General features: G+C 67.7%; 21 protein-coding genes, 1 pseudogene and 1 other annotated feature. Of the genes and pseudogenes, 12 read left to right on the forward strand and 10 right to left on the reverse strand.

Going from position 1 to position 25,665, the window contains the following annotated elements:
- Window positions 1-7: 7 nt before the first annotated feature.
- Window positions 8-940, reverse strand: a complete 933-nt coding sequence (locus ACT541_RS08750) for a glutaminase (protein ID WP_476135945.1) — start codon at window positions 938-940, stop codon at window positions 8-10.
- Complete coding sequence (gene mtnA, locus ACT541_RS08755; RefSeq protein WP_476135946.1) at window positions 937-2,061, reverse strand: S-methyl-5-thioribose-1-phosphate isomerase; 1,125 nt, start codon at window positions 2,059-2,061, stop codon at window positions 937-939. The genes ACT541_RS08750 and mtnA overlap by 4 nt, the downstream gene beginning before the upstream one ends.
- A gap of 471 nt (window positions 2,062-2,532) precedes the next feature.
- On the opposite strand from mtnA, the gene ACT541_RS08760 reads away from it, so the two are divergent.
- The 4 genes from ACT541_RS08760 to ACT541_RS08775 all read left to right on the forward strand — a co-directional run bounded on the left by ACT541_RS08760 (window position 2,533) and on the right by ACT541_RS08775 (window position 7,927).
- Complete coding sequence (locus ACT541_RS08760; protein ID WP_476135948.1) at window positions 2,533-3,750, forward strand: porin; 1,218 nt, start codon at window positions 2,533-2,535, stop codon at window positions 3,748-3,750.
- A 479-nt stretch (window positions 3,751-4,229) separates the two neighbouring features.
- Window positions 4,230-5,510, forward strand: a complete 1,281-nt coding sequence (locus ACT541_RS08765) for a porin (RefSeq protein ID WP_476135950.1) — start codon at window positions 4,230-4,232, stop codon at window positions 5,508-5,510.
- Between the two features lie 248 nt (window positions 5,511-5,758).
- Window positions 5,759-7,144: an OmpA family protein gene (locus ACT541_RS08770; protein ID WP_476135952.1), complete on the forward strand. Its 1,386-nt coding sequence runs from the start codon at window positions 5,759-5,761 to the stop codon at window positions 7,142-7,144.
- 126 nt (window positions 7,145-7,270) lie between these two features.
- The gene (locus ACT541_RS08775) at window positions 7,271-7,927 is read left to right on the forward strand and encodes a hypothetical protein (protein WP_476135953.1); all 657 of its coding nucleotides are present in this window, start codon (window positions 7,271-7,273) and stop codon (window positions 7,925-7,927) included.
- Between the two features lie 37 nt (window positions 7,928-7,964).
- Here the strand turns inward: ACT541_RS08775 and ACT541_RS08780 are convergent, their stop codons facing one another.
- Complete coding sequence (locus ACT541_RS08780; protein ID WP_476135954.1) at window positions 7,965-8,939, reverse strand: alpha/beta fold hydrolase; 975 nt, start codon at window positions 8,937-8,939, stop codon at window positions 7,965-7,967.
- A gap of 67 nt (window positions 8,940-9,006) precedes the next feature.
- Window positions 9,007-11,049 carry a lytic transglycosylase domain-containing protein gene (locus tag ACT541_RS08785; protein WP_476135956.1) on the reverse strand — a complete coding sequence of 681 codons (2,043 nt, stop codon included), beginning with the start codon at window positions 11,047-11,049 and terminating at the stop codon, window positions 9,007-9,009.
- 334 nt (window positions 11,050-11,383) lie between these two features.
- Between ACT541_RS08785 and dapA the strand changes: the two genes are divergently transcribed.
- Both dapA and smpB read left to right on the forward strand, forming a co-directional pair.
- Complete coding sequence (dapA, locus tag ACT541_RS08790) at window positions 11,384-12,259, forward strand: 4-hydroxy-tetrahydrodipicolinate synthase (protein ID WP_476135957.1); 876 nt, start codon at window positions 11,384-11,386, stop codon at window positions 12,257-12,259.
- Window positions 12,260-12,275: 16 nt separating this feature from the next.
- Complete coding sequence (gene smpB, locus ACT541_RS08795; protein ID WP_476135959.1) at window positions 12,276-12,752, forward strand: SsrA-binding protein SmpB; 477 nt, start codon at window positions 12,276-12,278, stop codon at window positions 12,750-12,752.
- Between the two features lie 52 nt (window positions 12,753-12,804).
- Here smpB and ACT541_RS08800 read toward each other — a convergent pair whose 3' ends face one another.
- Both ACT541_RS08800 and ACT541_RS08805 read right to left on the reverse strand, forming a co-directional pair.
- Window positions 12,805-13,455 (reverse strand): uracil-DNA glycosylase, encoded by a 651-nt coding sequence (locus tag ACT541_RS08800; RefSeq protein ID WP_476135960.1) that lies wholly within the window; start codon window positions 13,453-13,455, stop codon window positions 12,805-12,807.
- 231 nt (window positions 13,456-13,686) lie between these two features.
- Window positions 13,687-14,307: a LabA-like NYN domain-containing protein gene (locus ACT541_RS08805; RefSeq protein ID WP_476135962.1), complete on the reverse strand. Its 621-nt coding sequence runs from the start codon at window positions 14,305-14,307 to the stop codon at window positions 13,687-13,689.
- Between the two features lie 394 nt (window positions 14,308-14,701).
- Between ACT541_RS08805 and ACT541_RS08810 the strand changes: the two genes are divergently transcribed.
- From ACT541_RS08810 to ACT541_RS08825, 4 genes are all read left to right on the forward strand, one after another.
- Window positions 14,702-15,394, forward strand: a complete 693-nt coding sequence (locus ACT541_RS08810; RefSeq protein ID WP_476135963.1) for a methyltransferase domain-containing protein — start codon at window positions 14,702-14,704, stop codon at window positions 15,392-15,394.
- A gap of 280 nt (window positions 15,395-15,674) precedes the next feature.
- Entirely contained in the window at window positions 15,675-16,055 is a 381-nt protein-coding gene (gene rpoZ / locus ACT541_RS08815) for a DNA-directed RNA polymerase subunit omega (protein ID WP_476135965.1), read from the forward strand.
- A 229-nt stretch (window positions 16,056-16,284) separates the two neighbouring features.
- Window positions 16,285-18,510 carry a RelA/SpoT family protein gene (locus ACT541_RS08820; RefSeq protein ID WP_476135967.1) on the forward strand — a complete coding sequence of 742 codons (2,226 nt, stop codon included), beginning with the start codon at window positions 16,285-16,287 and terminating at the stop codon, window positions 18,508-18,510.
- Window positions 18,511-18,912: 402 nt separating this feature from the next.
- Window positions 18,913-19,182 carry a hypothetical protein gene (locus ACT541_RS08825; RefSeq protein ID WP_476135969.1) on the forward strand — a complete coding sequence of 90 codons (270 nt, stop codon included), beginning with the start codon at window positions 18,913-18,915 and terminating at the stop codon, window positions 19,180-19,182.
- 138 nt (window positions 19,183-19,320) lie between these two features.
- On the opposite strand, the gene ACT541_RS08830 is transcribed toward ACT541_RS08825, so the two are convergent.
- The 3 genes from ACT541_RS08830 to ACT541_RS08840 all read right to left on the reverse strand — a co-directional run bounded on the left by ACT541_RS08830 (window position 19,321) and on the right by ACT541_RS08840 (window position 22,859).
- Window positions 19,321-20,682, reverse strand: coding sequence for an MFS transporter (locus tag ACT541_RS08830; protein WP_476135971.1), 1,362 nt, complete (start codon window positions 20,680-20,682; stop codon window positions 19,321-19,323).
- Between the two features lie 36 nt (window positions 20,683-20,718).
- Window positions 20,719-21,711, reverse strand: coding sequence for a 2-hydroxyacid dehydrogenase (locus tag ACT541_RS08835; protein ID WP_476135973.1), 993 nt, complete (start codon window positions 21,709-21,711; stop codon window positions 20,719-20,721).
- Window positions 21,712-22,184: 473 nt separating this feature from the next.
- Window positions 22,185-22,859 carry a GntR family transcriptional regulator gene (locus tag ACT541_RS08840; RefSeq protein WP_476135974.1) on the reverse strand — a complete coding sequence of 225 codons (675 nt, stop codon included), beginning with the start codon at window positions 22,857-22,859 and terminating at the stop codon, window positions 22,185-22,187.
- Window positions 22,860-23,106: 247 nt separating this feature from the next.
- Between ACT541_RS08840 and ACT541_RS08845 the strand changes: the two genes are divergently transcribed.
- Together ACT541_RS08845 and ACT541_RS08850 are read left to right on the forward strand one after the other, a co-directional pair.
- On the forward strand, window positions 23,107-23,487 hold the full coding sequence (locus tag ACT541_RS08845; RefSeq protein ID WP_476135975.1) for a nuclear transport factor 2 family protein: 381 nt from the start codon (window positions 23,107-23,109) through the stop codon (window positions 23,485-23,487).
- Between the two features lie 37 nt (window positions 23,488-23,524).
- The gene (locus tag ACT541_RS08850) at window positions 23,525-24,865 is read left to right on the forward strand and encodes an MFS transporter (RefSeq protein ID WP_476135977.1); all 1,341 of its coding nucleotides are present in this window, start codon (window positions 23,525-23,527) and stop codon (window positions 24,863-24,865) included.
- Between the two features lie 505 nt (window positions 24,866-25,370).
- Here the strand turns inward: ACT541_RS08850 and ACT541_RS08855 are convergent.
- Window positions 25,371-25,582 (reverse strand): annotated as a pseudogene (locus ACT541_RS08855) (IS3 family transposase); the annotation flags it as partial.
- Window positions 25,410-25,526: a sequence feature (AL1L pseudoknot), on the reverse strand. It overlaps the preceding pseudogene by 117 nt.
- Window positions 25,583-25,665: the final 83 nt, after the last annotated feature.

Below are 25,665 nucleotides of genomic sequence, written 5' to 3' on the forward strand. Positions count from 1 at the left end.
GCGGGCCTCAGGGCCCGAACACCGACCACCCCGCGGCCTTGGCCAGCCGCTCCAGCGCCATCGTGCCGAGGCGCGAGTTGCCGATTCGGTTGAGCCCCGGCGACCACACCGCGATCGACGCCTTGCCCGGCACGACCGCGAGAATGCCGCCGCCGACGCCGCTCTTGCCCGGAATGCCGACCTTGAAGGCGAAGTCGCCCGAGCCGTCGTAGTGGCCGCAGGTCAGCATCAGCGCGTTGATGCGCCGCGCCCGCTCGCTCGACACCACCCGGCCACCGACCGTCGGATGCCGACCGTCGAGGGCGAGGAAGCGCCCGGCGGCGGCGAGCTGGCGGCAGCTCATGGCGATGGCGCACTGGTGGAAATAGACGCCCAGCGTCAGCGCCGGATCGTGCTCCAGATTGCCGAAGGCGCGCATGTAGTTGGCGAGCGCCACGTTGCGATGGCCGGTCGCCGTCTCCGACCGCGCCACCGCCTCGTCGATGAAGACGTCGTCGTCGTCGCAGACGTGGCGGACGAATCGGAGAATTTCTCCGATCGCCACCTTCGGCGCGTGGCCGGCGAGCAGCACGTCGGTGACGACGAGCGCGCCGGCGTTGATGAAGGGATTGCGCGGGATGCCCTTCTCCGCCTCGAGCTGGACGATCGAGTTGAAGGGATTGCCCGAGGGCTCGCGCCCGACCCGCTTCCACAGATTGTCGCCGATCTTGCCCAGCGCCAGCGTCAGGGTGAAGACCTTGGAGATCGACTGGATCGAGAAGGGCTCGTCGGCATCGCCGGCCGCATGGACCGTGCCGTCCGCCTCGATCACCGCGATGCCGAATCGCCCCGGATCGACCTTGGCGAGTTGCGGAATGTAGGTCGCGACCGCGCCGCGATCCGCCTCCGCCGCCATGTCGGCGGCGATCTCGGCGACCAGGGCGGAGAGGTCGACGCTCACCGGCCGCCCTCCCGGTCCTCGACCGCACGGCCCGCCGCAGCGGCGGCCTCGGGGAACGCCGCGACCAGCGCGTCGCGCCGTGCCGGCAGCACGCCGCGCTCGGTGACGAGCCCGGTCACCAGCCGCGCCGGGGTGACGTCGAAGCCGTAGTTGGCGACCGGCGAGCCCTTCGGCACGATTCGCACCGTCTCCATCCGCCCGTCGGCGGTCTCGCCGCGCATGTGGGAGACCTCCTCGGCGCCGCGCTCCTCGATCGGGATCTCGGCGATGCCGTCGGCGAGGCGGAAGTCGATGGTGGGCGAGGGGAGTGCCACATAGAAGGGCACGCCGTTGTCCTGCGCCGCCAGCGCCTTCAGATAGGTGCCGATCTTGTTGCAGACGTCGCCGTCGGCGGTGGTGCGGTCGGTGCCGACGATCACCACGTCGACCATGCCGTGCTGCATCAGATGGCCGCCGGTGTTGTCGGGGATGACCGTGTGCGGCACGCCGCGTTCGCCCAGCTCCCAGGCGGTGAGCGAGGCACCCTGATTGCGCGGCCGGGTCTCGTCGACGAAGACGTGGATCGGCAGGCCGGCGTCGAAGGCCTTGTAGACCGGCGCCGTCGCCGTGCCCCAGGCGACGCAGGCGAGGCGCCCGGCGTTGCAGTGGGTGAGCACGTTCAGCCGCTCGCCGGGCTTCTTCTTCGCCAGAATCGCCCGGAAGACGTCGAGCCCGTGGTCGCCGATCGACGAACAGATCGCCACGTCCTCTTCCGTGATCGTGGTCGCCAAATCGAAGGAAACGCGCGCCCGCTCGCGCGCGGGCACACACGCGAGGGCGTCGCGCACCCGGTCGAGCGCCCAACGCAGGTTGATCGCCGTCGGTCGCGTCGCGGCCAGTCGCGCATGGGCGGCGGCGAGCGAATCGTCGGAACCGTCGGCCCGCATCGCCAGCGCCATGCCCCAGGCGGCGGTCGCCCCGATCAGCGGCGCACCGCGCACCCGCATGGTCTCGATCGCCTCGGCCGCGTCCTCGAGGGTCTCGAGCACCCGCAGGATCGAGCGATGGGGCAGTTCGGTCTGGTCGATGATCTCGACGAGCCCGTCGGCGGTCGGGCGGATGGAGCGGTCGGGCAGTCTCATGTCGATCTCCGAAAGGGCGGGCGTCGACCGACACTAGACGGCTTCACGATTCGGATCGACCGCCTCGGACGAGTCGTCGCAGGCGGCCTCGAACCGCCTTCCGAGCCTACGGCTAAATACGCAGACGGGGCGCCTCCCGGTCTCCGAAGGCGGGTCCGGACCACTCAACGGGGCGGAAAAGCCCCTTCGAGGCCCCTTCCGGCGATCCCGAGAAGGTGAACAAAACGTTGAGAAACTGCGGGAAATCGAGGGTTCGCGCAGTCCGAGTGTGACGACGATGCAACATCGCCCCCGGAACAGGCCCGGCGACGCCCCCGGACGGCCTCGAGGGACTTCCCATCGGCGAACGACAGCGTATGTTGGCCTCGATCGGCGACATCGTGTGATCCTCGGCATACGTCGGGAGTGGTCGGGCGATCCGGGGTCGGGTCAGGACCCGTCGTCGAAAACATACCTCCAGGGGGTTTCAACATGAACTTCAAGACCGTTCTTCTCGCCGCTGCCGCTCTCGGCGTCGCCGGCACCGCTCAGGCCGCCGACCTCGCCAAGAAGGCGCCGGCCGCTGCGAACTACGTGAAGGTGTGCGACGCCTACGGCGCCGGCTTCTTCTACATCCCGGGCACCGAGACCTGCCTCAAGATCTCCGGCTACGCCCAGGCGCAGTACAACATGTACTGGGCTTCGAAGAACGCCGTTCTCGGCGGTGGTATTTACGGCTGGCACCGTAACCAGAACGGCATCTCGACCGGCGCTCGTGGCGTCCTCGAGTTCGACGCCCGTTCGAACACCGAAATGGGCCTCCTGCGCTCGTTCATCGGTCTCGAAGCCAACAACAACTCCTACGGCGTCGGCAACGGCATGACGCTGAAGAAGGCGTTCATCCAGTTCGGCGGCCTCACCGCCGGTCGCGCGACCTCGTTCTTCGACTTCTGGACCGGCTACACCCAGTCCGCGTTCCTCGAAGCCGCTCACTCGGACGCCAACGTCAACCTGCTGGCCTACACCTTCGCTTTCGGCAACGGCATCTCCGCCACCGTGTCGATCGAAGATCCGTCGACCACCGATGACTCCGGTCGCCGCAACAATTTCTTCGTTGCGGGCTCGACGGTTTACACCGGCATCTACGGTGGCGTGCATACCCCGGATCTCGTCGCCAACGTGAACGTCCAGCAGGCCTGGGGCTCCGCCCAGATCATGGGCGTGCTGCATGACGATGCTTCGGCCGTCTCGGGCGTGAACGGCAAGCTCGGCTTCGCCATCGGCGCCGGCGTGCAGGTCAACCTCCCGGCTCTCGGCCCGACGACCGCCCTGGCTCTCCAGGCTTCGTACGGCAAGGGCGCTCTCGCCTACGTCTCGCCGTCCTTCGACGGTTCGGTCGTCGACTTCGGCGTCGCCGGCGACGTCAAGCAGAACACCGCTTGGGCGATCGCGGGTGGCCTGACCCACGGCTTCACCAAGAGCATCTCCGGCAACCTCGAGGCGTCCTACGCCCAGTATCGCACCGACCGCGCTCTCGCGATCGGCGATTTCAACCAGTGGGACGTTCAGGGCAACGTGACCTGGTCGCCGGTCAAGAACCTCTCGGTCATCGCCGAGCTCGAGTACCGCAACGTCGACTTCTCGTCGGCTGCTACGGGCCTCGACTACTCGGCTCTGGTCGGCGTTCTCCGCGTGAAGCGCTCCTTCTGATCGGTTCCCCGATCGGACTGAATCGGACCCGGCAGGCGACTGCCGGGTCCTTTTCTTTTTGCCTCCGCGAAAGCCGCGTCGGATCGTCCGGCGCGGCTTTCCGTATGAAGGGTGCCGTCGGCCCGTCGAGGCGATTCGGCGACGATTCGCGAACCGCTGTGATGTGGCCGAGCGAGTGGGCGATCCGACGCGTTCGGCCGATTCTCCGGGGCTGCGTGAAAACCCGGATGCGCCGATCGCACCCGCAATGCCGTGCCCGCCACATGTTTGGCCGGCTCGTGCCCAATTCGTGGTCTTCCTGCAACACATTGTTCCGGATTGCATCTCGAGGGCCTCCCGACCACCTCGGGGCGCTTCCAAAAGTCGAATGGTTCGATAGTGTCGTGATGACCGGAGACGAGAGGTTCGCCAGCGGATCATCGTCGACGCCGGGTCGGGTCAGGGCCTCGGCCGGTTTCATTTCTCGACAGGGGGAACTCATGAACTTCAAGTACGCTCTCGCCGCTGCGGCGCTCGTCGGCCTCGCCGGCACCGCCCAGGCCGCCGACCTGGCCAAGAAGGCCCCGGCCGCTGCCAACTACGTCAAGGTGTGCGACGCCTACGGCGCCGGCTTCTTCTACATCCCGGGTTCGGACACCTGCCTCAAGATCGGTGGTTTCGCCCGCTTCCAGCTGACCGCCTACGGCCCGTCCCGTAACTGGAACACCACCCATGGCGGCGTCTATGGCTGGACCCGTGGCCAGAACGGCATCTCGACCCTCGCTCGCGGCAACCTCCAGTTCGACGCTCGTTCGAACACCGAGCTGGGCCTCCTGCGCTCCTACATCGAGTTCTCGGCCGACAACGTGTCCTACGCTGCCGGCGGCGGCACGAACGTCTACCTGAACAAGGCGTTCATCCAGTTCGGTGGCCTCACCGCCGGTCGTTCGCAGTCGAACTTCGACTTCATCACCTCGTCGGGTCCGTTCACGCTGTCGTCGGGCACCGGCCCGGTTCCGGACGTGCTCGTCAACCTGCTCGCCTACACCTTCTCCTTCGGCAACGGCATCACCGCCACGCTGTCGATCGAAGATCCGTCGACCTCGGCCAACTCGAACCCGGCCGGTTCGACCCAGGCCGCTCGTCGCTTCAACTACGTCGGTCTCGCTGCGACCGGCCCGTACGGCGGCGTGCACACCCCGGATCTCGTTGCCAACCTCAACGTGACCCAGGCTTGGGGCTCCGCCCAGCTCTCGGGCGTTCTGCACTCCGACGACTCGATGGTCGAAGGCGTGAACAGCAAGCTCGGTTGGGCCGTCCTCGGCGGCGTGAAGGTCAACCTGCCGATGCTCGGCGAGGGTGACGTGTTCGGCCTGCAGGGCACCTACTCCAAGGGCGCCGTGTACTATGCCTCGAACGGCTTCCAGGGTGGTTCGGTCGCGGTTGCTCGTGACTTCTACGTGAACGGCACCAACGTCGAGCAGGCCACCGCCTACTCGGTCTACGCCGCTCTGACCCACAACTGGACCAAGAAGATCTACACCACGGTCGGCCTCGGCTACACCGGCTTCGAGGCGCCTGCCGCCGCGAAGAACACCTCCACCACCGACGACTTCACCTTCCTGGACGCTCGCGCGACCCTGGGCTGGAAGCCGGTCACCAACCTGCTGATCGCCGGCGAAGTCGGCTACGGCCGCGTCGACTACAAGAACAACGTGGCTGGTACGCGCGTCGACGCGGACAAGGTGCAGTTCGACCTGCGCATCCAGCGCTCGTTCTGATCTCTTTCGAGATCGGGAATTGGAAAACCCGGCGGGCAACCGCCGGGTTTTCTCTTTTTCGGGCCGACGGTGCCGTCCGCAAGGCTTGCGCGATCGTCGCACCCTGCAGCGGTTCTCGAGGATTGTCGCGCCTCGCGCGCGTGATAGTCTGACGCCGCGTCGTCGGTGATCGGGCTCCGGCGGCGCCTGTCGCGCGAGCGCCGTTGCCGCGGTCTCGCCGATGCCCACGCCGAGCGAGGTCTCCCCGCATGAGTCGTTTCTCCTGGTTGATTCGCGATGGCCTGATCGCCGCCGTCGCCACGCTCGTCGCCGGCCTCCTGGCCTTCGGCCCGATCGCCGCCGACGTCTCGGGCCGCACCGTGGCCGACCTGAAGGCCGGCGGACGCGACTGGGTCGCGGTCGCCATCGACGGCCGCGACGTCACGCTGACCGGCGTCGCCCCCGATCCAGATCTGCGCGCACAGGCGGTCGCGGCCGCCGAATCCGTCTGGGGCGTCCGCGTGGTCGCCGACGAGACGACCGTCCTGCCGCTCGCCGCGCCCTATCCGACCGCGGTCGAGCGCAGCGCCGACGGCGTGAAGATCTCCGGCGCCGTCCCCAGCGAGGCGGCGCGTGCCGCACTCCTGAAGCGGGCGGCGGCGCTCCTGCCCGGCGTCGAGATCACCGACGAGCTGACCCTCGCCCGCGGCGCCCCCGCCGCCTGGGCCGAGCGTGTCGACTTCGCGCTCGCCCGCCTCGCCGGGCTGAAGACCGGTGCGGTGAAACTCTCCGGCGACGAGCTCTCGATCGGCGGCGAGCCGCGCGACTGGGCGACCTGGCGGTCGATCGAGGATGCGCTGACCAAGGCTCTCCCCGCCGGCCTGCGCGTCGCGCTCGACACGCTCTTCGTGCCGAAACCCGATCCCTACCGTGTCGGTCTCTCCGCCAAGGGCGGTGCCGCCACCGTCGACGGCTTCCTGCCCGACGCCGCGGCGCGCGACAGGGTGCTGACGGCGCTGAAGGCGCGCTTCGCCTCGGTCGACGACCGGATCGCCATCGCCCCCGGCGCGCCGTCGGGCTTCGTCGAGGCACTGCTGGCGCTCGCGCCCCATCTCGCCCGGCTCTCCGATCTCGACTTCGAACTCACCGGCACCTCGGCCAAGGTCGGCGGGTCGGCCGCCACGGCCGAACTCGGCGAGGCGATCCTCGGCCGCATCAAGGCGCTGCTGCCCTCCGGCACGGTCGTCGCCGCCGCCCGCATCGCCGCGCTGCCGCCGCCGCCCCAGGTGGCGCCGGCCGAGTGTCAGGGCGCGCTCGCCGCCGTCCAGACCGGCGAGAAGATCCTGTTCGAGACCGGCAAGGCGACGCTCGACGAGGAGAGCACGCGGCTGCTCGACCAGTTGGTCGCGACCTCGCTGATGTGCGTCGACGCGCGCATCACCGTCGAGGGCCACACCGATTCGCTCGGCGACGCCGAGGCGAACCAGGCGCTGTCGGAGGCGCGCGCCAAGGCGGTCGTCGACTATCTGGTGGCCGGCGGCATCGCCGGCGGGCGACTGACCGCGGTCGGCCTCGGCGCCACCCGCCCGGTCGCCGACAACGACAGCGACGACGGCCGCCAGCGCAATCGCCGCATCGAATTCCGCGTCGAGTGAGGAAGGATGCCGACATGACCTATCTGATCACGATGCTCTGGCCCTACATGGTCGCCGCCTTCGCCGTCGGCCTCGTGCTGAACTGGCGTCGCTCCGGCGCCGACGCGGAATGAGGGGACGATCGCCATGCTGATGCTGATCCTCGAGACCTTCGTCCTGATGCTGATCTCGGCCCTCCTCGGCTCGGCCCTCGGCCGGATGTTCAAGGAGGCCTTCGGTCCCTTCGGCGTCTGGGACGAGCCCTGGCTGCGCGAGGGCGGGGCGAAGCCGCCGGCCCCCGTGCTGCCGGCCGCGCCGACCCTGCTCGACGCCGCCGAACGCGCCCGGCTGAAGGCGGCCGCCGAGGCGGTGCCCGTCGCGAAGCCGGTCGCCGCTCCGGTGGCCCCGGCTGCTGCTCCGGTCGGCGAACCGGCCCCGGCCCCGCCCCCCGCTCCCGCACCGGCCCCCGCGGCTCCCGCCGAACGCCCGACCGCCGGTGCGACCCCGCCGCCGAGCGCCGAGGATCTCGCCCGCGCCGCCGCCGCCGATGCTCACGGCGAGCGGCCGGCCGGTGCCTTCGAGGCCCATGGGGCGGAGATCGACGATCTCGAGATCATCAAGGGCATCGGGCCGCAGAACCACGCGCGCCTCAACGCTCTGGGCATCTGGAGCTTCGCCCAGATCGCCGCCTGGACGCCGGAGAACGCCAAGTGGGTCGGCTCGTATCTCGCCTTCGCCGGCCGGATCGAGCGCGAGGACTGGATCGGTCAGGCCAAGGCGCTGATCGCCGCCAGGAAGGGCTGAGCTCGCAAAGAAGGGGCCGCGGCTTGCGCCGCGCCCCTCACGCCCCGACGCGGTCGAGGAAGGCGACGAGGCCGTCGAGCGAGGCGTCGTCGTCGAAGAGTGGCGCATGGCCCTGATCGGGGACGGTCAGGCTCTCGAAGGCGCGATGCCGCGCCGCCATGTCCGCCACCGTCTCGGCCGTCAGCAGGTCGGAGAGCGCGCCGCGCACGCAGAGCGTCGGCACGTCGCCGAGCGCCTCGAAGAACGGCCAGAGATCCGGCATCGGCGTATCCGGCGTCACCGCGTCGAGCGTGCGGGCGAGCGCCGGGTCGTAGTCCATCGCGGGCCTGCCGCCGACGTCGCGGAAGAGCCGCCGCGCATAGCGCTCCCACGCCGCCCGGTCGAGCGCCGGGAACTCGTCGCGATTGGCCTGCGCCAGCACCGCCACCATGGTCGGCCAGTCGATGCCATCGGGCAGCGCCCGGCCGACGTAACTCTTGATCCGCATCAGCCCGGCGAGTTCGATTCTGGGCCCGATGTCGTTGAGCACCGCGGCGCGCACCAGGCCGGGCGCCACCAGCGCGGCGATCATCGTGACGATGCCGCCGCGCGAGGTGCCGAAGGACGTCACTTCCGCGATGCCGAGCCCGGCAAGCGCCGCCCGCGTGTCCTCGAGCTCCTGCACCGGCGTGTAGCGGGCGGGATCGGGGTCATATTGCGAGGCGCCGCGGCCGCGGAAGTCGAGGGTGATGCAGCGCCGCGCCGGCGATCCGCCGTCGCCGGCGACCAGCCGGGCGATCGCCGGCTCGAAGTCGCGGGCGTTGCGCGTCAGCCCCGGCAGGCAGAGGACCGGCCGTCGATCGGTCGGCCGCGCCGGCGCATAGTCGCGCCCCGCCAGCACCAGCCCGTCGGCTGAGAAGAAGCGGAACGGCCGATGCGGCGTGCCGAGCCCGTCGCGGGTCGTCGGCCCGAAGGCGATGCCGGAGGGGCCGGATGCGGCCTCCGGCGACGGGAGAGGGGCGGGCGCGGTCAAACGAGGCTCTCCGAACGAAAAGGGGCACCTCACGGTGCCCCCAATGATGCCTGCGAGGCAAGCCGTCTCAGTTGCTGCCGAACCACGAGCCGATGCCGCCGCCCGACGACGAGGCCTTCGGCACCGAGCCGGTCTGCGACGGCCGCGCGCCGATGCCGCGTTTGAGGTCGTTGGCGATCTGCAGCTTCTGCCCGTCGAGGCGGAAGCGATAGACCTGCAGGTTCTCGAGCACCCGGTGGACGTAGTTGCGCGTCTCGGAGAAGGGGATGCGCTCCATCCAGTCGACGATGTCGACGTCGCCGGTGCGCGGATCGCCGTAGGCCTGCACCCAGTCGCGGATGCGCCCCGGACCGGCGTTGTAGCCGGCGATCGCCATGACGTAGTTGCCGTCGTAGTTCTCGACCAACCGGTTCACATAGGCCGCGCCGAGGCGGATGTTGTAGGCCGGGCTGTTGCGCCAGGCGTCGCGATCGTAGGAGATGCTCAGATACTTGGCGGCGTCGCGGCCGGTGTCGGGCATCACCTGGAAGATGCCGGTGGCACCCGCCGACGAGACGACCGCCTGATTGAACTCGCTCTCCTGCCGCATGATGGCGAAGGCCAGCGACTTCTCGAGACCGGAGGTGTCGACGCTCGGCGAGACGCCGATCGGGAAGGCGCGGACCTCCATGTCCATGCCGCGCTGGGCGCCCGCCTTGCCGACCGAGACGGCGAGGTTCATCCAGCCCTGCTTCTCCATCATGTCGATCACCGAGGCGATCTGGCCGGAGGACTTCAGCGTCTCGGCCATGTGCTTGGCGAAGACGGTGACGAGGTCCTTGCGGCCGATGCGGGCGAGCCGGCGCATGGCTTCGAAGCGATCGTCGCGGTCCATCGCCGCCTGATCGGCCGAGGAGACCGGGATGGTGCGGTCGAGGCCGAGATCGACCATGCCGAGCTTGGCGCGTGCCATCTGGCCGTAGAAGGTGAAGCCGAACTCGGCCGCCTTGCGATAATATTCCGACGACGATCCGCCGCCGCCCGCCTCCGAGGCGCGGCCGAGCCAGTAGTAGGCGCGGGCACGGGTCACCGGCTTGGCGCTGTCCTCCGCCACGGCGGCGAAATGGCGCATCGCCGATCCGGCATCCTTGAGGAAGCGCAGCGCGTACCAGCCGGCGTGGAAGTCGGCCTCGGCCTGATTGGCCGGCGTCGAGCCGGTGTGGCCCTGGACGATGCGATAGGCGGTGCGGGCGTCGCCCATGTCGAGCAGCTTGCGGCTGACGATGCGCTTCTCTTCCCACCACTCGTCGGGACGGCCCATCTGGCGCGGGTCCTTCGGCGCCTTGACGAGCCAGTCGGCCGCCTCCTTCCAGCGCTCGGCGCGGCGGGCGTGCTGGGCGCGGGCGAAGACGTAGACCGGATCGTCGCGCAGCGCGCCGGGCACCGAATCGAGCATCGAGCCGGCGTTGCCCTGCTTCTTCTCGACCGCGAGCACGGCGCGGGCGAGCGTCTCGTAGCCGCCGCCGAGCTTCTTCGCCGCCTCCATGCCGTCGCCGGCATGGCCCTTGAGGATGGCGAGGTCGAAGCGCGCCTTGTAGTCGCCCTGGCCGAGCAGCGAGCCGAACTCGTTCTCGATGATCTTCTGCTCGTCGTCGGCGAGCTTGTCGTCGCGATAGGCGAAGCGCGCCCACTGGGCGGCATCCTGCTTGCGGCCGGTCTGCATCAGCGCCCGGGCGAGCATGATCTTGCCGCGGTTGGAATAGGGCTTGGAACCCTGGAACGCCTGGATGACGTCTTCCGGCGAGGGGCGTTCCTTCTCCAGCGCCTGCTCGGCGCGGCGGCGGAAGAGTTCCGGATCGGGCCAGGAGGAATTGGCGATGGCGAAGGCGGTGATCGCCTGGGCCGGCAGGCCCGAGCCCATGCGGATCAGGTACCAGTCGACGATCTTCTGATCGAGCCGGTCGAGATCGGAGCGCATCGAATTGACGGCGGAGACGTCGCCGCGCGCCGCGGCGGCGAGCGCTCGCGTCAGGTCCTCGGCCGAAACCGGCATGATCGAGACGGCCAGGCCGGCGAGGGCGGCCAGTCCGAGGCACGTGGCGCGAGCGATCCGTCTGGTCAGGGCCGGCATCGATGGGTCCTCGTCTGCGGCTCCGGCGGGCTTCCGCCGTGACCGGATCCGTCCAATGCCAATACTCGCGACCGAACGACCGGACGGCGTGTCCGGCGGGCGCGATGAGAGGCGATGTCCGACCCTAGGTCGCGCACGGTGAACAAAACCTTACTCGCTCGTCGAACGCCGCGGAACCCGCGGTTTTCGCCGCCCCCGCGACGGGGCGTCCGAGTTGCGTGCCGGCCCGCCTCGGACTATTGTCGCCGCCCGTCCGCTCGGGGGCAACGCCCGCGTCGGGCGACCATGATGCTCGCGCGCGAGCGATTTTTCCAGGTTCCGAAAGGGTTCCACGATGTTCAAGGGCTCGATCACCGCACTCGTCACGCCGTTTTCGAACGGAGCGGTGGACGAAAAAGCCCTGCAGGACTTCGTCGCCTGGCAGATCGCGGAAGGCACGAACGGCGTCGTGCCCTGCGGCACCACCGGCGAGAGCCCGACGCTCTCCCATGCCGAGCACAAGCGCGTGGTGGAACTGACGATCGAGGTGGCCAAGGGCAAGATCCCGGTCATCGCCGGCGCCGGTTCCAACAACACCGCCGAGGCGATCGATCTGGCGACCCATGCCCAGAAGGCGGGGGCGGACGGCGTCCTCGTCGTCGCGCCCTATTACAACAAGCCCAGCCAGGAAGGGCTCTATCGCCACTTCATGGCGATCGACGCGGCGATCGACATTCCGATCATCGTCTACAACATCCCGCCCCGCTCGGTCGTCGACATCTCGGTCGAGACCATGGACCGGATGTTCCGCGACGGCCGCAACATCAAGGGCGTGAAGGACGCGACCGGCAATCTCGCCCGTCCGGCCCAGCAGCGCATGGTGTCGGGCCCCGGCTTCGTCCAGCTCTCGGGCGAGGACGCGACCGCGATCGGCTTCAACGCCCAGGGCGGCGTCGGCTGCATCTCGGTGACGTCCAACGTCGCGCCCCGCCTCGTCGCCGCGTTCCAGGCGGCGATGGCGAAGGGCGACTATGCCGGTGCGCTGGCGATCCAGGACAAGCTGATGCCGCTCCATCGCGCCATGTTCCTCGAGCCGAACCCGGCGGGTCCGAAGTACCTCGCCTCGGTGCTGGGCAAGATGAAGAACGAACTGCGCCTGCCGCTGGTCGAGGCCTCCGCCTCGGTCCGCGCCGAACTCGAGGCGGCCGCGAAAGTCGCCGGCATCCTCTGACCGAAAGGCGACCGTCATGGCGGCCGAAAAGGGCGGCGAGCGCTTCAAGCTCGCCGCCGAGAACCGCAAGGCGCGGTTTTCCTATCACATCGTCGACACCTGGGAGGCCGGCATCCAGCTGACCGGCACCGAGATCAAGTCGTTGCGCGGCGGCCGGTCCAACATCACCGACGCTTATGCCGCGCCCTACGGCACCGACATCTTCCTCTACAACTGCTACATCCCGGAATATCTTCAGGCCAACCGCTTCAACCACGAGACCCGTCGTCCCCGCCGGCTGTTGCTCCACCGCAAGGAGATCAACAAGCTGATGGGCGCGGTGGAACGCGAGGGCATGACGCTCGTCCCCCTCGACATCCACTTCAACGAGAAGGGTCGCGCCAAGATCACGCTCGCGCTCGCCAAGGGCAAGAACGCCGCCGACAAGCGCGAGACCGAGAAGGAGCGCGAGTGGAACCGCGAGAAGTCGCGGTTGATGAAGTACAAGGAGTGAGGCGAAACCCCGATCCGAAGGGTCGGGTTTTTTTGTTCCGCTCGTCGCCGTCTCACCCGCGCATGGCCGCGGCGATCCCGTCGAACACGCTGCGGAACATCTCGCGCGTCAGGCGGCCGGTGTTCGTGTTGTAGCGCGAGCAGTGGTAGCTGTCGTGGAGGCGGAGCCCGTTCTTCAGCCGGTGGATCGCGCCGTGGGCGAAGGGATGGGCCGAGGGCTTCTCGCCGACCGTGCGCAGGAAGGTCTCGTGCGCGACGCGGCCGAGCGCCAGGACGTCGGTGAGGCCGGCATGGGCGGCCAGCGTCGCGACCAGGAACGGCCGGCAGGCGTGGACTTCCGCCGGCGTCGGCTTGTTCTCCGGCGGCACGCAGCGCACCGCGTTGGTGATCAGCGCGCCGACGAGCGCCAGCCCGTCCTGCGGATCGGCGCGGAAGGTGCCGCGCGAGAAGCCGTAGTCGGAGAGCGTCTCGTAGAGCAGGTCGCCGGCATAGTCGCCGGTGAAGGGCCGTCCGGTGCGGTTCGCCCCGCGCACGCCCGGCGCCAGGCCGACGATCAGCAGACGCGGATCGCTGCCGGTGAAGCTCGGCACCGGCGCGTTGAACCACGTCGGCTCCTTGGCGCGCCAGTCCTCGCGGAAGGCGACGAGACGCGGGCAGAGCGCGCAGTCGCGCGCCGGATCGAGGAGGAGCTTGGCCGAGGGCATCGCGGGGACTCGTCGGTGGAGAGGCGGGAGGCTCTACATACGACGATGCGCGCGAGGCGAGAACTACGCGCGCGTCGATGAAGGGCAGGCGAGGGAGCCCGGTGGCTCACGCCATCGGGCATTGAAAATGACCGATGGCGTTCCGCACGCGAATTTCTCATTGCTCCGATGCAAATGGGAAATTCGCGTGTCTTCAAAGGTCGGGTGCGTCAGCACCTCCGACCTTTGGCATCAAGCCTCGTCTTCGTAGTCCTCGTCGTCGGCCTCGGGCTGCGGCCGGCGCTGCTGCTGGGCGTCGCGCTCGGCCATGCGGGCCATGCGCTCGGACGGGTCGCGGCCGATGCGGTTCTGCAGCGTGGCGAGATCGACGAAGAGGTCGGCCTGGCGGCGCAGCTCGTCGGAAATCATCGGCGGCTGGGTCTGCAGCGTCGAGATGACGGTGACCTTCTTGCCCTTGCGCTGCAGCGCCTCGACCAGACGGCGGAAGTCGCCGTCGCCGGAGAACAGCACGATGTGGTCGATGTGCTCGGCGAGCTCCATCGCGTCGACGGCGAGCTCGATGTCCATGTTGCCCTTGAGCTTGCGGCGCCCGGCGGCGTCGAAGAACTCCTTGGTAGGCTTGGTCACGACCTTGTAGCCGTTGTAGTCGAGCCAGTCGATCAGCGGCCGGATCGAGGAATACTCCTGATCCTCGATCAGCGCGGTGTAGTAGAAGGCCCGCAGCAGATAACAGGACGCGCGGAACTCCTGCAGCAGGCGCTTGTAGTCGATGTCGAAACCGAGCGCCTTGGAGGTGGCGTAGAGGTTGGCGCCGTCGATGAACAGCGCGACTTTCTCGCGGGGGTCGATCATGATGAGATGACGTCCGTATTCGGGTGGTAACGACCCGCCGGCATTCGTTCTGGTGAAATTCGGCCGACGGGCGACAAATGCCTGCTTGCGCCAGCATCGAGGACCGAAAACGGGGGTTTCTCGAAGCAGCAGGCGCTCCTTCTTAACCGAATTGCAGCGACGCCACCAGTAGTCATTCGCGTGGCAATGTTTTCCCTCACGTAAATATGCATGAACGAAGAGTTGTGGTGGTGAAGGGTAAACGAAATTCTGGCGTGAATTCGATCGGACTTCGCGGTCTGATCGACGTGGCAGTGGATCGCTGCAGCGTCTCGCTCTATAGTTCCGCAAGGTAATCGACACACGGACCGCTGGTCGACGCCGACGGGTCGGCGCGATCGAAGAGGAAGAGTTCATGGGGATCGAGAAGATCATCGGCAACTACGACGACGCGCAGTCTCTGGGCTCGCGCTTCCGGCGGCGGCGTTTCGCGCCGCTCCTGAAGACGATCGAGCGCATCTCGGCCGCGAAGGGCTCGGTGTCGATCCTCGATATCGGCGGCATGGAGCGCTACTGGAACATCGTGCCGGCCGACGATCTGGCGCGGCTGAAGGTCCGGATCACGCTCCTCAACCTCCCCGACGACGTCAAGGCGCCGACCCGGCCGGACATCTTCACCGCAGTCGAGGGCGACGGCCGCACGCTGCCCTTCGCCGACGGCGCCTTCGACATCTCCCATTCCAACTCGGTGATCGAGCACGTCTTCGGCTGGCAGCAGAAGAAGACCTACGCCCACGAGGCGATGCGCATGGCCGACGTCTGGTTCCATCAGACGCCGAACTACTGGTTCCCCTGGGAGCCGCACTACGGCCTGCCGATCTTCCATTGGTTGCCGGAGCCGATCCGCATCGCGATCACGCTGCGCCGCCCGCTCGGCTGGACGCCGAAGTCGAAGGACGTCGGCGAGGCGATGGGCGTCATGGAATACGCCACGCTGCTGACGCGCGCCCAGTTCGCCTTCCTCTTTCCCGGCGCCACGGTGGTCGACGAACGCTTCCTCGGCATCGTCAAATCCTTCGTCGCGATGAAGGGGATCGACCCCGCGTGAGGGGAGCCGACAGGGCCATCGCTCGAAGCCGCACTTGCGGCTTCCGGCGCCGACTGGCGCCGCGCGCAGCGGGCCTCTCGGCGTGGTATTCCACGTCGAGAGGCGCATAGCGAAGCGAAAGCCAAGGCGGCGGATGCCGCCGCCGGCGACTGAGGCAAGCCGGAATCTGGGCAATCGCTTTCGGGCGATTGCCCTGGCAGGGCGATTCGACGTTGCTTTTCCGCCGCGATCGCCTTATGTGTCCGCTTTCGAATCCCCCGCGCCCCGTCAGGAGAGAAGAATGGCCCGCGTCACGGTCGAGGATTGCATCGACAAGGTCGAGAACCGCTTCGAGCTGGTGCTGCTGGCGAGCCATCGCGCGCGCATGATCTCGTCCGGTTCGCCGATCACGATCGATCGCGACAACGACAAGAACCCGGTGGTGGCGCTGCGCGAGATCGCGGAAGAGACCGTCAGCCCGGAAGACCTCAACGAGGAGTACATCCACTCGCTCCAGAAGTTCGTCGAAGTCGACGAGCCGGAGCCGGAGGCCGTGCCGCTCGTCGCCATCTCCGCCTCGTCCGACGACGATTCGGAAATGCAGTTCGACCGCATGTCGGAAGAAGAGCTGCTGCGCGGCCTCGAAGGCCTGGTGCCGCCGGACAAGGAGGAGGAGGACTGATCTCCTCCCGCCCTTCCTTCCGAGAGTTCCGACGCCCGCGCTTCGCGGGCGTCTTCGTTTTCGGGCCCGCCGGGCGTCGTGAACCCCCGGTTTTCGCCCCGACGAGCGCCTCGCTGCCCTCTGCCGCGTGAAGAATGCATGCGCGACGCACTGGCGGGGGCCGTTTCCCGTCTGTAAGATCGCCGACGCGCTCACCGAACACGATCGATCCGAGGTCATCGCCCCCACCATGATGCGTCAGTACGAACTCGTCGATCTGGTGAAGCGATACAATCCCCGTTGCGACGAGGCCCTGCTCGACAAGGCCTATGTCTACGGCATGATGAAGCACGGCTCGCAGAAGCGTGCCTCGGGCGACCCCTATTTCTCCCATCCCCTCGAGGTCGCGGCCATCCTGACCGAGATGCGGATGGACGACGCCACGATCTGCACCGCGCTGCTGCACGACACGATCGAGGACACCGACGCCACCAAGGTCGACATCGCCGCCAAGTTCGGCATCGAGATCGCCGAGCTGGTGGACAGTCTGACCAAGCTGAAGAAGCTCGACTTCGTCTCCAAGAAGACCGAGCAGGCGGAGAACTTTCGCCGCCTGCTGCTGGCGATCGCCGCCGACGTGCGGGTGCTGCTGGTCAAGCTCGCCGACCGCCTCCACAACATGCGCACGCTCCATCACATGCGCGAGGACAAGCGCGTGCGCATCGCCGAGGAGACGATGGAGATCTATGCGCCGCTCGCCGGCCGCATGGGCATGCAGAACGTCCGCGAGGAGCTGGAGGACCTCTCCTTCCGCACCCTCCAGCCCGACGCCTATGCCTCGATCGTGACGCGGCTCGACCTGCTGCGCGAGGAGAACAAGAACCTCATCCCGGCGATCGAACAGGCGCTGACCGAGAAACTCTCCTCCGACGGCATTCCGGCGCGGGTGAAGGGGCGAGAGAAGCGGCCCTGGTCGATCTTCAACAAGGTGCAGCGCAAGGGCCTGTCCTTCGAACAGCTCTCCGACATCTTCGGCTTCCGCCTCGTCGTCGAGAGCCTGCACGACTGCTACCACGCGCTCGGCATCGTCCACACGACCTGGTCGATGGTTCCCGGCCGCTTCAAGGACTACGTCTCGACGCCGAAGCAGAACGACTACCGCTCGATCCACACCACGGTGGTCGGCCCCGGCCGCCAGCGCGTCGAGCTGCAGATCCGCACCGAGGAGATGCACCGCTTCGCCGAGTACGGCATCGCGGCGCACGCCCTCTACAAGGACGGCGACAAGATCTCCGGCGGGCGCAACATCGCCGATCTCTCCAAGGAATCGGGCGCCTACGCCTGGCTGCGCGAGACGATCGAGCGCCTCAACGATCCCAACCTCAACCCGGAAGAGTTCCTCGAGAACACCAAGCTCGAGCTGTTCCAGGACCAGGTCTTCTGCTTCACGCCCAAGGGCCGCATCATCGCCCTGCCGCGCGGCGCGACGCCGATCGACTTCGCCTATGCCGTCCACACCGACGTCGGCAACACCTGCGTCGGTGCCAAGATCAACGGCCGCGTCCGCCCGGTGATGACCGAACTCGCCAACGGCGACGAGGTCGAGGTGCTGACCGCCAAGGCGCAGATCCCGCCGGCGGCCTGGGAGCAGATCGCGGTGACCGGCCGCGCCCGCGCCGCCATCCGCCGCGCCACCCGCGACGCGGTGAAGAAGCAGTTCGGCGGCCTCGGCAAGCAGATCCTCGAGCGCGCCTTCCAGCGCGTCGGCAAGGAATATTCGGAAGCCGTGCTCGCCGGTTCGGTCTCGCGTCTCGGTCAGAAGCAGGTCGGCGAAGTGCTGGCCGCGGTCGGCCGCGGCGAGATCGCCTCGGAAGTGGTGCTGCGCGCCGTCCACCCGGAACTCTTCGACGACCGCGGCCGTCAGATCCCGCGTCCGGTGCTTTCGGGCGAGGGCTGGTTCGACGCCGGTTCGACCTCGGGCGTGATGAAGTTCCGCGTCCCCGACGGCGGTTCGGACGATCGCACCTCGATCCCGATCCGCGGCCTGTCGGGCGACCTGCCGGTGCGCTTCGCCCCCAACGGCGGCGCCGTGCCGGGCGATCGCATCGTCGGCATCCTGACGCCCGGCCAGGGCATCACGATCTACCCGATCCAGTCGCCGGCGCTGAAGGAGTTCGACGAGGAGCCGTCGCGTTGGCTCGACGTGCGCTGGGACATCGACCCGGCGGCGCCGTCGCGCTTCCCGGCGCGCATCTCGCTGAACTCGCTGAACGAGCCGGGCTCGCTCGCCCAGATCGCCCAGGTGATCGCCGAGAACGACGGCAACATCGACAACATCAAGATGATCCCGAAGGCGGCGGACTTCCACGAGATCCTGATCGATCTGGAAGTGTGGGACCTGAAGCACCTGACGCGGATCATCAACCAGCTCCGCGCCAAGCCGATCATCGCCTCGGCGACGCGGGTGAATGGGTGAGAAGCGGTCCCGGCGCGGCACGCGCCGGGACGAAATCGTCCGGTGGACGATTTCGAGCTTCGAACGCCCCGAGCCTCGCGAGGGGCCGGAGGGGCATCCGCTCCGATCTCGGCCTCCCTGCCGGTCCCGGCGCGGCACGCGCCGGGACGAAATCGTCCGGTGGGGGCCTCGGAACGAGGCATCTCAATGGCTTGGGTCGTCTAGCCGTTCGAGACCGGCTCAATGGAGCTGATGGACTTTCGGGACGATTGTCTGACCCGGCAGAGATTCTGCAAGGGTGCGCGGACCCGACGAAACGACGCGTTGTTACTGGCTTGGTAGTCTCGTTTCAGTTGATCGTAGGGCCCGAAGCGCTCGAAATGATGCGGGGCAGGAGGCGGTTTCGATTTCGATCCACGCCCCGTGCACGATCTGATCGAGCCAGGCTTCGGCCAGCCAGACGCGTGGGACGTCGACGGCGGCCTCGACGAGGCCGGTCGCGATCGGGCAGGGCAGGCGGTTCTTCAGCCGCCGTCGCACGTCTTCGAGGATGCGCAGGCGATCGGACGCGTATTGGCGCGCGAATTGAGGATCACCAGAGCCTGCTCCGTGCCTCCGACGGTTGCCACCAGCACTTCGTCGTCGAGCGCGCCGGATGCTCCGACCGCTCCCTCGGGTCTGGAGCGGCACTGACGGGCCCCGGTGCGCCATCCTTCGGCATGGCTGCGGCTGGTGATCGCGCGGTCGAGTGCGGCTCGGCTCGAAGATCGACCGGCGGGGCAACTCGATGCCCCGCCGGTCGAATGTCGTCGCGATTTCGGTCGTCGCCGGTCAATCGGCCTTCGAACCGACCCGCTTGATGTCGCCCATCACGAAGGCGAAGAGGAACGCTGCCACAATGCAGTGGGCACCGACGAAGTAGAGACCGGTCTCGTATCCTCCCGTCGCCGCCACGATGTAGCCGAACACGATCGGCGTCACGATGCCGGCGATGTTGCCGACACAGTTGAAGATCGATCCCGCCAGACCGATCGCCTCCTTGGGAGCCGTGTCGGAGACGACCGCCCACGTGCCGGCACCGGCGGCGACGCCCTTGCCGAAGAAGGCGAAGGACATGAAGGCGATGACCATGACGTTGCTGTCGGACTTGGCGGCGAGCACCAGCGTCGCGGCGACGAGCATGCCGACGATGTAGGGAAGCTTGCGCGCCCAGGAGACCGACCACCCCCGCGTGATCAGCCAGTCCGAGACGATGCCGCCGGAGATGCCGCCGAGGAAGCCGAAGAGGGACGGCGCCACGGTGGCGAAGCCGGCGTTGAGGATGGTCATGCCGCGCGCCTGGACGAGGTAGACCGGAAACCACGTGATGAAGAAGTAGCTCAGAGCAATCGCGCAATATTGGCCGATGTAGGCACACCACAGCATGCGATTGGAGACGAGCGACGTCACGATGCCCTTGGTCAGTCGGGTCTTCGACGAGAGCTCCTTGGCATCGTCGACGTCGACGAGTGCGCCACCCGCGACGATGTAGTCCAACTCACGCGCACTCAACAGGGGATGGCGGCGCGGCTCGTACATGAACGCCTGCCAGACGAAGAAGGCGAGAAAGCCGATCGTCCCGAGCACGAAGAAGGGCCAGGGCCAGCCGAACTGCGACACCAGCCAGCCGGCGAGCGGCGAGAAGATGCCGACGGCGAAATACTGCGCCGAGGCGAAGAGCGACGACGCCCGACCGCGCTCCGACTTCGGGAACCACATCGCCGCGACGCGGGCGTTGGCCGGAAAGCTCGGCGCCTCGATGAGGCCGAGCATCAGCCGCAGGAAGAAGAACACCGTCACGGCGGCCGTCGTGGTGATGCCGAACTTGCCGACGACGCCCATGAGGAACGTCGACAGCGACCACAGGACGAGGGTCACGCCATAGACGGCCTTGGTCCCGTAGCGGTCGAGGATCAGGCCGCCGGGGATCTGGCCGACGACATAGGCCCACGAGAAGGCCGAGAGGATGTAGCCCAGTTGGATGGCCGAGAGGCCGAATTCCTGTTTGATCCCCGATCCGGAGATCGACAGGATCGAACGGTCGGCATAGGCGACCGTCGAGAGAAACAGGATCAGCATGAGGATCCACACGCGCACGCGGGTCCTCGGGGCGCCGTCGACCGGCGTCGTCACGTCCGTGGTCGTTGTCGACATCTTCGTATCTCCTCCCTGGAGATCATCGTCGGAGCATCAGATCGGGTTGACTGCCGGGCGGCCAGAGAGGACCGCCGCGATGTTGTCGAGAGCGTCGAAGCCCATGCGGTTGCGCGTCTCGATGGTCGCACTGGCGACGTGAGGCGTCAGGAACGCGTTGGGCAGGTCGCGGAGCCTGAGGTCGTAGTCGGGTTCCTTGGCGTAGACGTCGAGGCCGACGCCGAAGAGGTGGCCCGACGTCACGGCATCGACGAGCGCGGTCTCGTCGACCAGTGAACCGCGGGCGGCGTTGACGAAGACCGATCCCTTGCGCATCCGCGCGAAGCGCTCAGCCGTCATCACCGTTCCGTTGCCGCCGGGCATGTGGAGCGACACGACGTCGACGAGCGGCAGGAGTTCGTCGAGCGACGGCACGAACGTCGCGCCGGCTTCCAGTTCCGGCGGCAGGCGGGCGATGTCGGTATAGAGGATCTTCATGCCGAAGCCGCGTGCGCGCTGGGCGACCGCACGGCCGATCCGCCCCATGCCGGCGATGCCGAGGGTCGCGCCGGAAACGCGCATGCCGAGATTGTCGGGCATGCCGAAGCCGCGGCGCCAACCCTGCTTCATGATCTCGACGTAGTCGGCGGCGCGCCGACAGGCGGCGAGGATCAGCAGGAACGAGAGGTCGGCGGTGCATTCGGTCAGGCCGTCCGGCGCGTTCGTCACGACGATGCCGCGCGCCTTGGCGGCGGCGACGTCCATGTGATCGTAGCCGGCGCTGGGATTGGCGATGATCCTGAGACCATCGGGAAGCGCCTCGACATGCGCCGCCGTCAGCTTGACGCGCGGCCCCGAGAGGATCGCCGCGACGTCGAGTTCGCCGGCCAACCGGACGCAACCGTCGGCGTCGAGATCCTGCTCGACGACATGGGCATCGAACTCGCGGGACGCGCGTGCGGCGACCGCCAGCGGGACGCGCCGGGCGACGAGGATGCGCCGGCGGGACGACGCGTCGTTCTCGGATTCGGGGGGATGGACGTCCGTCATCGTTCTTCCTTTCGGGACAGGGGCATGGGGCTCTCGCGCCGGACACGGTCCGTCGTTCGCGGCCGCTCTTTCTCGCGGTCGTGTCTCGGAGCTTCGGAAAGGTCACGGGTACGCACCCCGCCGCACCGCGCGGTGCGAGGATGATGAGCGCCAACACACGGGAGGAGCCCGATGCGGCGGGGGGCGTAGGGGCGATCGGGCGCGTTCGGCCCACGTCCGGAGCGGACGCCCGATCAGTTCCGGGCGCGCAGGATCCGTCGCCGACCGGCCCGCGAACGGCCGGCCGCGAAGATCATGACGCGGTCTGACGTATGGAATGGGTGGAGCACCGTCGCGGCCGTCTCGCCGCCGGTGGTCTTCAGTCGGCCTTCGTCTCGGTCATGAAGTTACTCCCTGTCGGCAACCGGTCGGCGCGGGGGCCGCCGGTCGTCTCGTCTGTTCGGGTATGCCGATCGCGGTCGGTTCCGTCGAAGTCAGAAACTCGCGTCCGGAAATGCGACCTTGATGGAGCGAAGGGTATGGGCGCGCATCAGCTTTTCGGCGGCTTCGATGTCGCCCGCCACGATCGCGGAGGTGATCGCGGTGTGCTCGCCGAGCGACTGCGCGATCTGGTTCTCCTTCACCAGAATGCGTCGCGTGCTGATGAGGTGATAGGCCTTGAGCGCCTGCAGGCTCCGGGTCAGGAGCTTGTTGCCGGCAATGGCGTGGATGCAGTCGTGCAGCGCGGCATTCGCGGCCGCCAGAGCTTCCTCGTCGCCCGAGGCGGAGGCCGTGTGGACGGCGATCAGGCGCGCCTGCAGCGCCATCTGATCGACCGGCGAGCGACGCTTGGCGGCGATGCCGGCGGCGAGGCCCTCGAGTTCCGCGCGGATGCGCCCCATCTCGATCAGGCGATCGTCGCTCAGCTCGGCGACCCAGGTCCCCGAACGCGGCCGGCTTTCCGCCAGTCCCTCGGCCTCCAGCCGTCGCAGCGCCTCGCGCACCGGCTGGGGCGACACCATCAGACTGGCAGCCAGCGTCCGTTCCGACAACTTGGCGCCGCTGGCGAGCGTACCGTCCACGATCGCTTCTCGCAGGATCATGTAGACCCGCTCACCGAGAACGGGCAGGTCCGACGCATTGAGTGAGGGAAGGGACACGATCGACATGGCGAAACTGCTATCGCAGATGCGGTTCGGCGACAATAAGTGATAACACCTATCTCCGTGGTGGAGCGTGCGACATCGTACGACATCTAGAAATCAAATAATTGTTTTTGCTTCCGTTTTCAAATTGTCGCGGCGACGTGATGCGAGTTCGCGCCACGCTCTCGTAGAGCTCCCTATTGCGCAAACTGCAAAACTGCTATCTCAGTTTAGCAGTTTCAACAGTCGCTCCGAGAACCGGGAGAGTGCGATGAAGCAGGAGTTCGGGGTCGCTGTCGGCGACCCGATGGAGGCGTGCCGTCGCCTGACGGCCATGATGCAGGCACCCGACCGCGCGGCGCTCGAAGCATTGCTCGACCCCGACTGTCTCTGGGGGCATTCGGACGGACGGCTGCAGTCGCGCGGCGACTACGTCGACGCCCTGACCTCGGGGCGATCGGCGTTCCACGTCATCGAGACGTCGGACGAGGTCGTCTCGCGCTTCGGCGACGTCGCCGTGGTCGACCAGACCTTCGCGGCCGAGGGCATGTCGGCGGGCAAGCCCGTCCGGCCGCGGCTGCGCACGACCCTCGTCTGGAGGCTCGAAGACGGCGACTGGCACCTCATCGCCCGCCGTGCGGCACCGAAATAGAGAAACGTCGAAAAACGACGAACATCAGGAGAGAGACATGTCCGATACCGTTCCCTCGGCGAAGGGAACGCATGTGCGATGGAAGATCCTCGCCATGCTCTTCGCCATCACCGTCATCAATTACGCGGACCGCGCCACCCTTTCGATGGTCGGCCCGTCGATGCTCAGCGAACTCGGACTGAACGCGATGTCGCTCGGCATCGTGTTCTCGGCCTTCGGCTGGTCCTATGCCGCGGGACAGATTCCCGGCGGCTGGCTGCTCGACCGCATGGGATCGAAGCGGGTCTACGGCGCGAGCCTGTTTTTGTGGTCGCTCTGCACCTTCACCATGGCCTTCGTCGGCTCGTTGCCGGGAACCGCCGTGGTGCTGACGCTCTTCATCCTGCGGTTCATCCTGGGCTGGGTCGAATCCCCCGCCTTTCCCGCCAACGCGCGCATCACTGCGGCGTGGTTCCCGACGGCGGAGCGCGGCATCGCCACGTCGATCTTCAATTCCGCGCAATATGCCGCGGTCGTCGTCTTCGCGCCGATCATGGGCTGGATCGTCCATTCATTCGGCTGGCCCTGGGTCTTCGTTCTCATGGGCAGTCTGGGCTTCTTCCTGCTCGTCCCCTGGATCGCCTTCATGCATGCGCCGAGCCGGCATCCTGCCGTCGACGCGGTCGAACTCGATCACATCACCAAGGGCGGCGCGCTCGTCGACATGGACTCGAGCAAGAAGATCGTCCAGCGCGTCGCCTTCTCCGACTTCATGGATCTGCTGACCAACCGGATGCTGGTGGGCGTCTACATCGGTCAGTACTGCATCACGGCTCTGACCTACTTCTTCATCACGTGGTTCCCGATCTATCTGGTGAAGGGGCGCCACATGTCGATCATGGAAGTCGGCTTCGTCGCCGCCCTGCCGGCCGTGCTCGGCTTCTCCGGTGGTCTGCTCGGAGGCATGCTCTCCGACACGCTGCTGCGGCGCGGTCACTCCGTCACGACGGCCCGCAAGACGCCCTTCGTCCTGGGCATGGCGCTCGCCTCGACCCTCGTGCTCTCCAACTTCGTCGACACGACGTGGATGATCGTCGGCTTCATGACCGTCGCCTTCTTCGGCAAGGGGCTCTCGGCGATCGGCTGGGCCGTGATCTCGGACGCCTCGCCCAAGGCGCTGACCGGTCTCACCGGCGGCATCTTCAACGGGATCGGCAACATCGCCGGCATCGTCACGCCGATCGTGATCGGATCGATCGTCCAGACCACCGGCTCGTTCGATCTCGCGCTGTGGTTCGTCGCCGCTCACTGCGTGCTGGCGATGTTCGCCTACCTGGTGATCGTCGGTCCGATCGAACGCGTCCGGCTGCGCTCCGAACTCGAGAGCATCGACGCCTGACGGGCGATCGCAGCGATCGACGTGGGGCCACTCGAAGCGGCGCCGCTCTTCCCACGGATCTTCCGGGGAGGAGCGGCGCCCTCTTCGCCCCGGGTTCGCCGAACCCGCCGCTCCCGATCTCTCCTGCGGCACGCCGTCGGCCTTCGTCACGGTGTTCCGCGGGATACCGTGTGCGGCGCCGAAGCGGTATCGGGCGATCGACCGGAAACGACGTCGCCCCGCGTCCGACGACGCCGTGGGCAGACGTCTTCCGATCGTCCCTCCGGCGGTAGTCCTGTGGCCGCAGAGGGCTCGGACTTCTCGCAGCAGGCGATCACGACACGGCGTCGCTTGCCGTCACCGGTATTGCCCGGCCTTCCAGGTCTCGACCGTGTGGACCCGAAGACGCGCCGAGCTTCCGCTTCCGGCGCGATGCCAGCCGGTGAGCCGGCCGAAGGCTCCGCGCAGGTCAGTACGCACGAGTGGCAACCGACATCACCTTGACCATCCTGAACCGCGCCGTCGTGGGATCGAGCCGGCGAGCGGCGTGGGCGCGATACGCCGACGGGGCGATCGGCAGAACACGGCGGATCGGCTCGATCCCATGGACGTCTCGGTGGTCGTCGATGAACGACACCATCACTTCGGTCGGCGGTCGAACGCCGCCAGGCCGAAATACGCCGACGCTTTTCCCAGGATCGCGTTCGCCTGCCGCAGTTCACGGTTCTCCCGTTCCGCCCGCTTCACCCACGGCCGCAGCCTCTCCGGCGTGCAGTCGACCTTGGCGGCGACCGAAGCGATGGCGGCCCTCGAGTAGTTTC

Source organism: Pinisolibacter sp. DMC100, assembly GCF_056313705.1.

Excerpts from the sequence above, each read along its gene's own strand:
- mtnA (WP_476135946.1), bottom strand. The coding sequence starts at position 2,061 with ATGAGACTGCCCGACCGCTCCATCCGCCCGACCGCCGACGGGCTCGTC.
- ACT541_RS08760 (WP_476135948.1), top strand. The coding sequence starts at position 2,533 with ATGAACTTCAAGACCGTTCTTCTCGCCGCTGCCGCTCTCGGCGTCGCC.
- ACT541_RS08765 (WP_476135950.1), top strand. The coding sequence starts at position 4,230 with ATGAACTTCAAGTACGCTCTCGCCGCTGCGGCGCTCGTCGGCCTCGCC.
- ACT541_RS08770 (WP_476135952.1), top strand. The coding sequence starts at position 5,759 with ATGAGTCGTTTCTCCTGGTTGATTCGCGATGGCCTGATCGCCGCCGTC.
- ACT541_RS08775 (WP_476135953.1), top strand. The coding sequence starts at position 7,271 with ATGCTGATGCTGATCCTCGAGACCTTCGTCCTGATGCTGATCTCGGCC.
- ACT541_RS08785 (WP_476135956.1), bottom strand. The coding sequence starts at position 11,049 with ATGCCGGCCCTGACCAGACGGATCGCTCGCGCCACGTGCCTCGGACTG.
- dapA (WP_476135957.1), top strand. The coding sequence starts at position 11,384 with ATGTTCAAGGGCTCGATCACCGCACTCGTCACGCCGTTTTCGAACGGA.
- smpB (WP_476135959.1), top strand. The coding sequence starts at position 12,276 with ATGGCGGCCGAAAAGGGCGGCGAGCGCTTCAAGCTCGCCGCCGAGAAC.
- ACT541_RS08800 (WP_476135960.1), bottom strand. The coding sequence starts at position 13,455 with ATGCCCTCGGCCAAGCTCCTCCTCGATCCGGCGCGCGACTGCGCGCTC.
- ACT541_RS08805 (WP_476135962.1), bottom strand. The coding sequence starts at position 14,307 with ATGATCGACCCCCGCGAGAAAGTCGCGCTGTTCATCGACGGCGCCAAC.
- ACT541_RS08810 (WP_476135963.1), top strand. The coding sequence starts at position 14,702 with ATGGGGATCGAGAAGATCATCGGCAACTACGACGACGCGCAGTCTCTG.
- rpoZ (WP_476135965.1), top strand. The coding sequence starts at position 15,675 with ATGGCCCGCGTCACGGTCGAGGATTGCATCGACAAGGTCGAGAACCGC.
- ACT541_RS08820 (WP_476135967.1), top strand. The coding sequence starts at position 16,285 with ATGATGCGTCAGTACGAACTCGTCGATCTGGTGAAGCGATACAATCCC.
- ACT541_RS08830 (WP_476135971.1), bottom strand. The coding sequence starts at position 20,682 with ATGTCGACAACGACCACGGACGTGACGACGCCGGTCGACGGCGCCCCG.
- ACT541_RS08835 (WP_476135973.1), bottom strand. The coding sequence starts at position 21,711 with ATGACGGACGTCCATCCCCCCGAATCCGAGAACGACGCGTCGTCCCGC.
- ACT541_RS08840 (WP_476135974.1), bottom strand. The coding sequence starts at position 22,859 with ATGTCGATCGTGTCCCTTCCCTCACTCAATGCGTCGGACCTGCCCGTT.
- ACT541_RS08845 (WP_476135975.1), top strand. The coding sequence starts at position 23,107 with ATGAAGCAGGAGTTCGGGGTCGCTGTCGGCGACCCGATGGAGGCGTGC.
- ACT541_RS08850 (WP_476135977.1), top strand. The coding sequence starts at position 23,525 with ATGTCCGATACCGTTCCCTCGGCGAAGGGAACGCATGTGCGATGGAAG.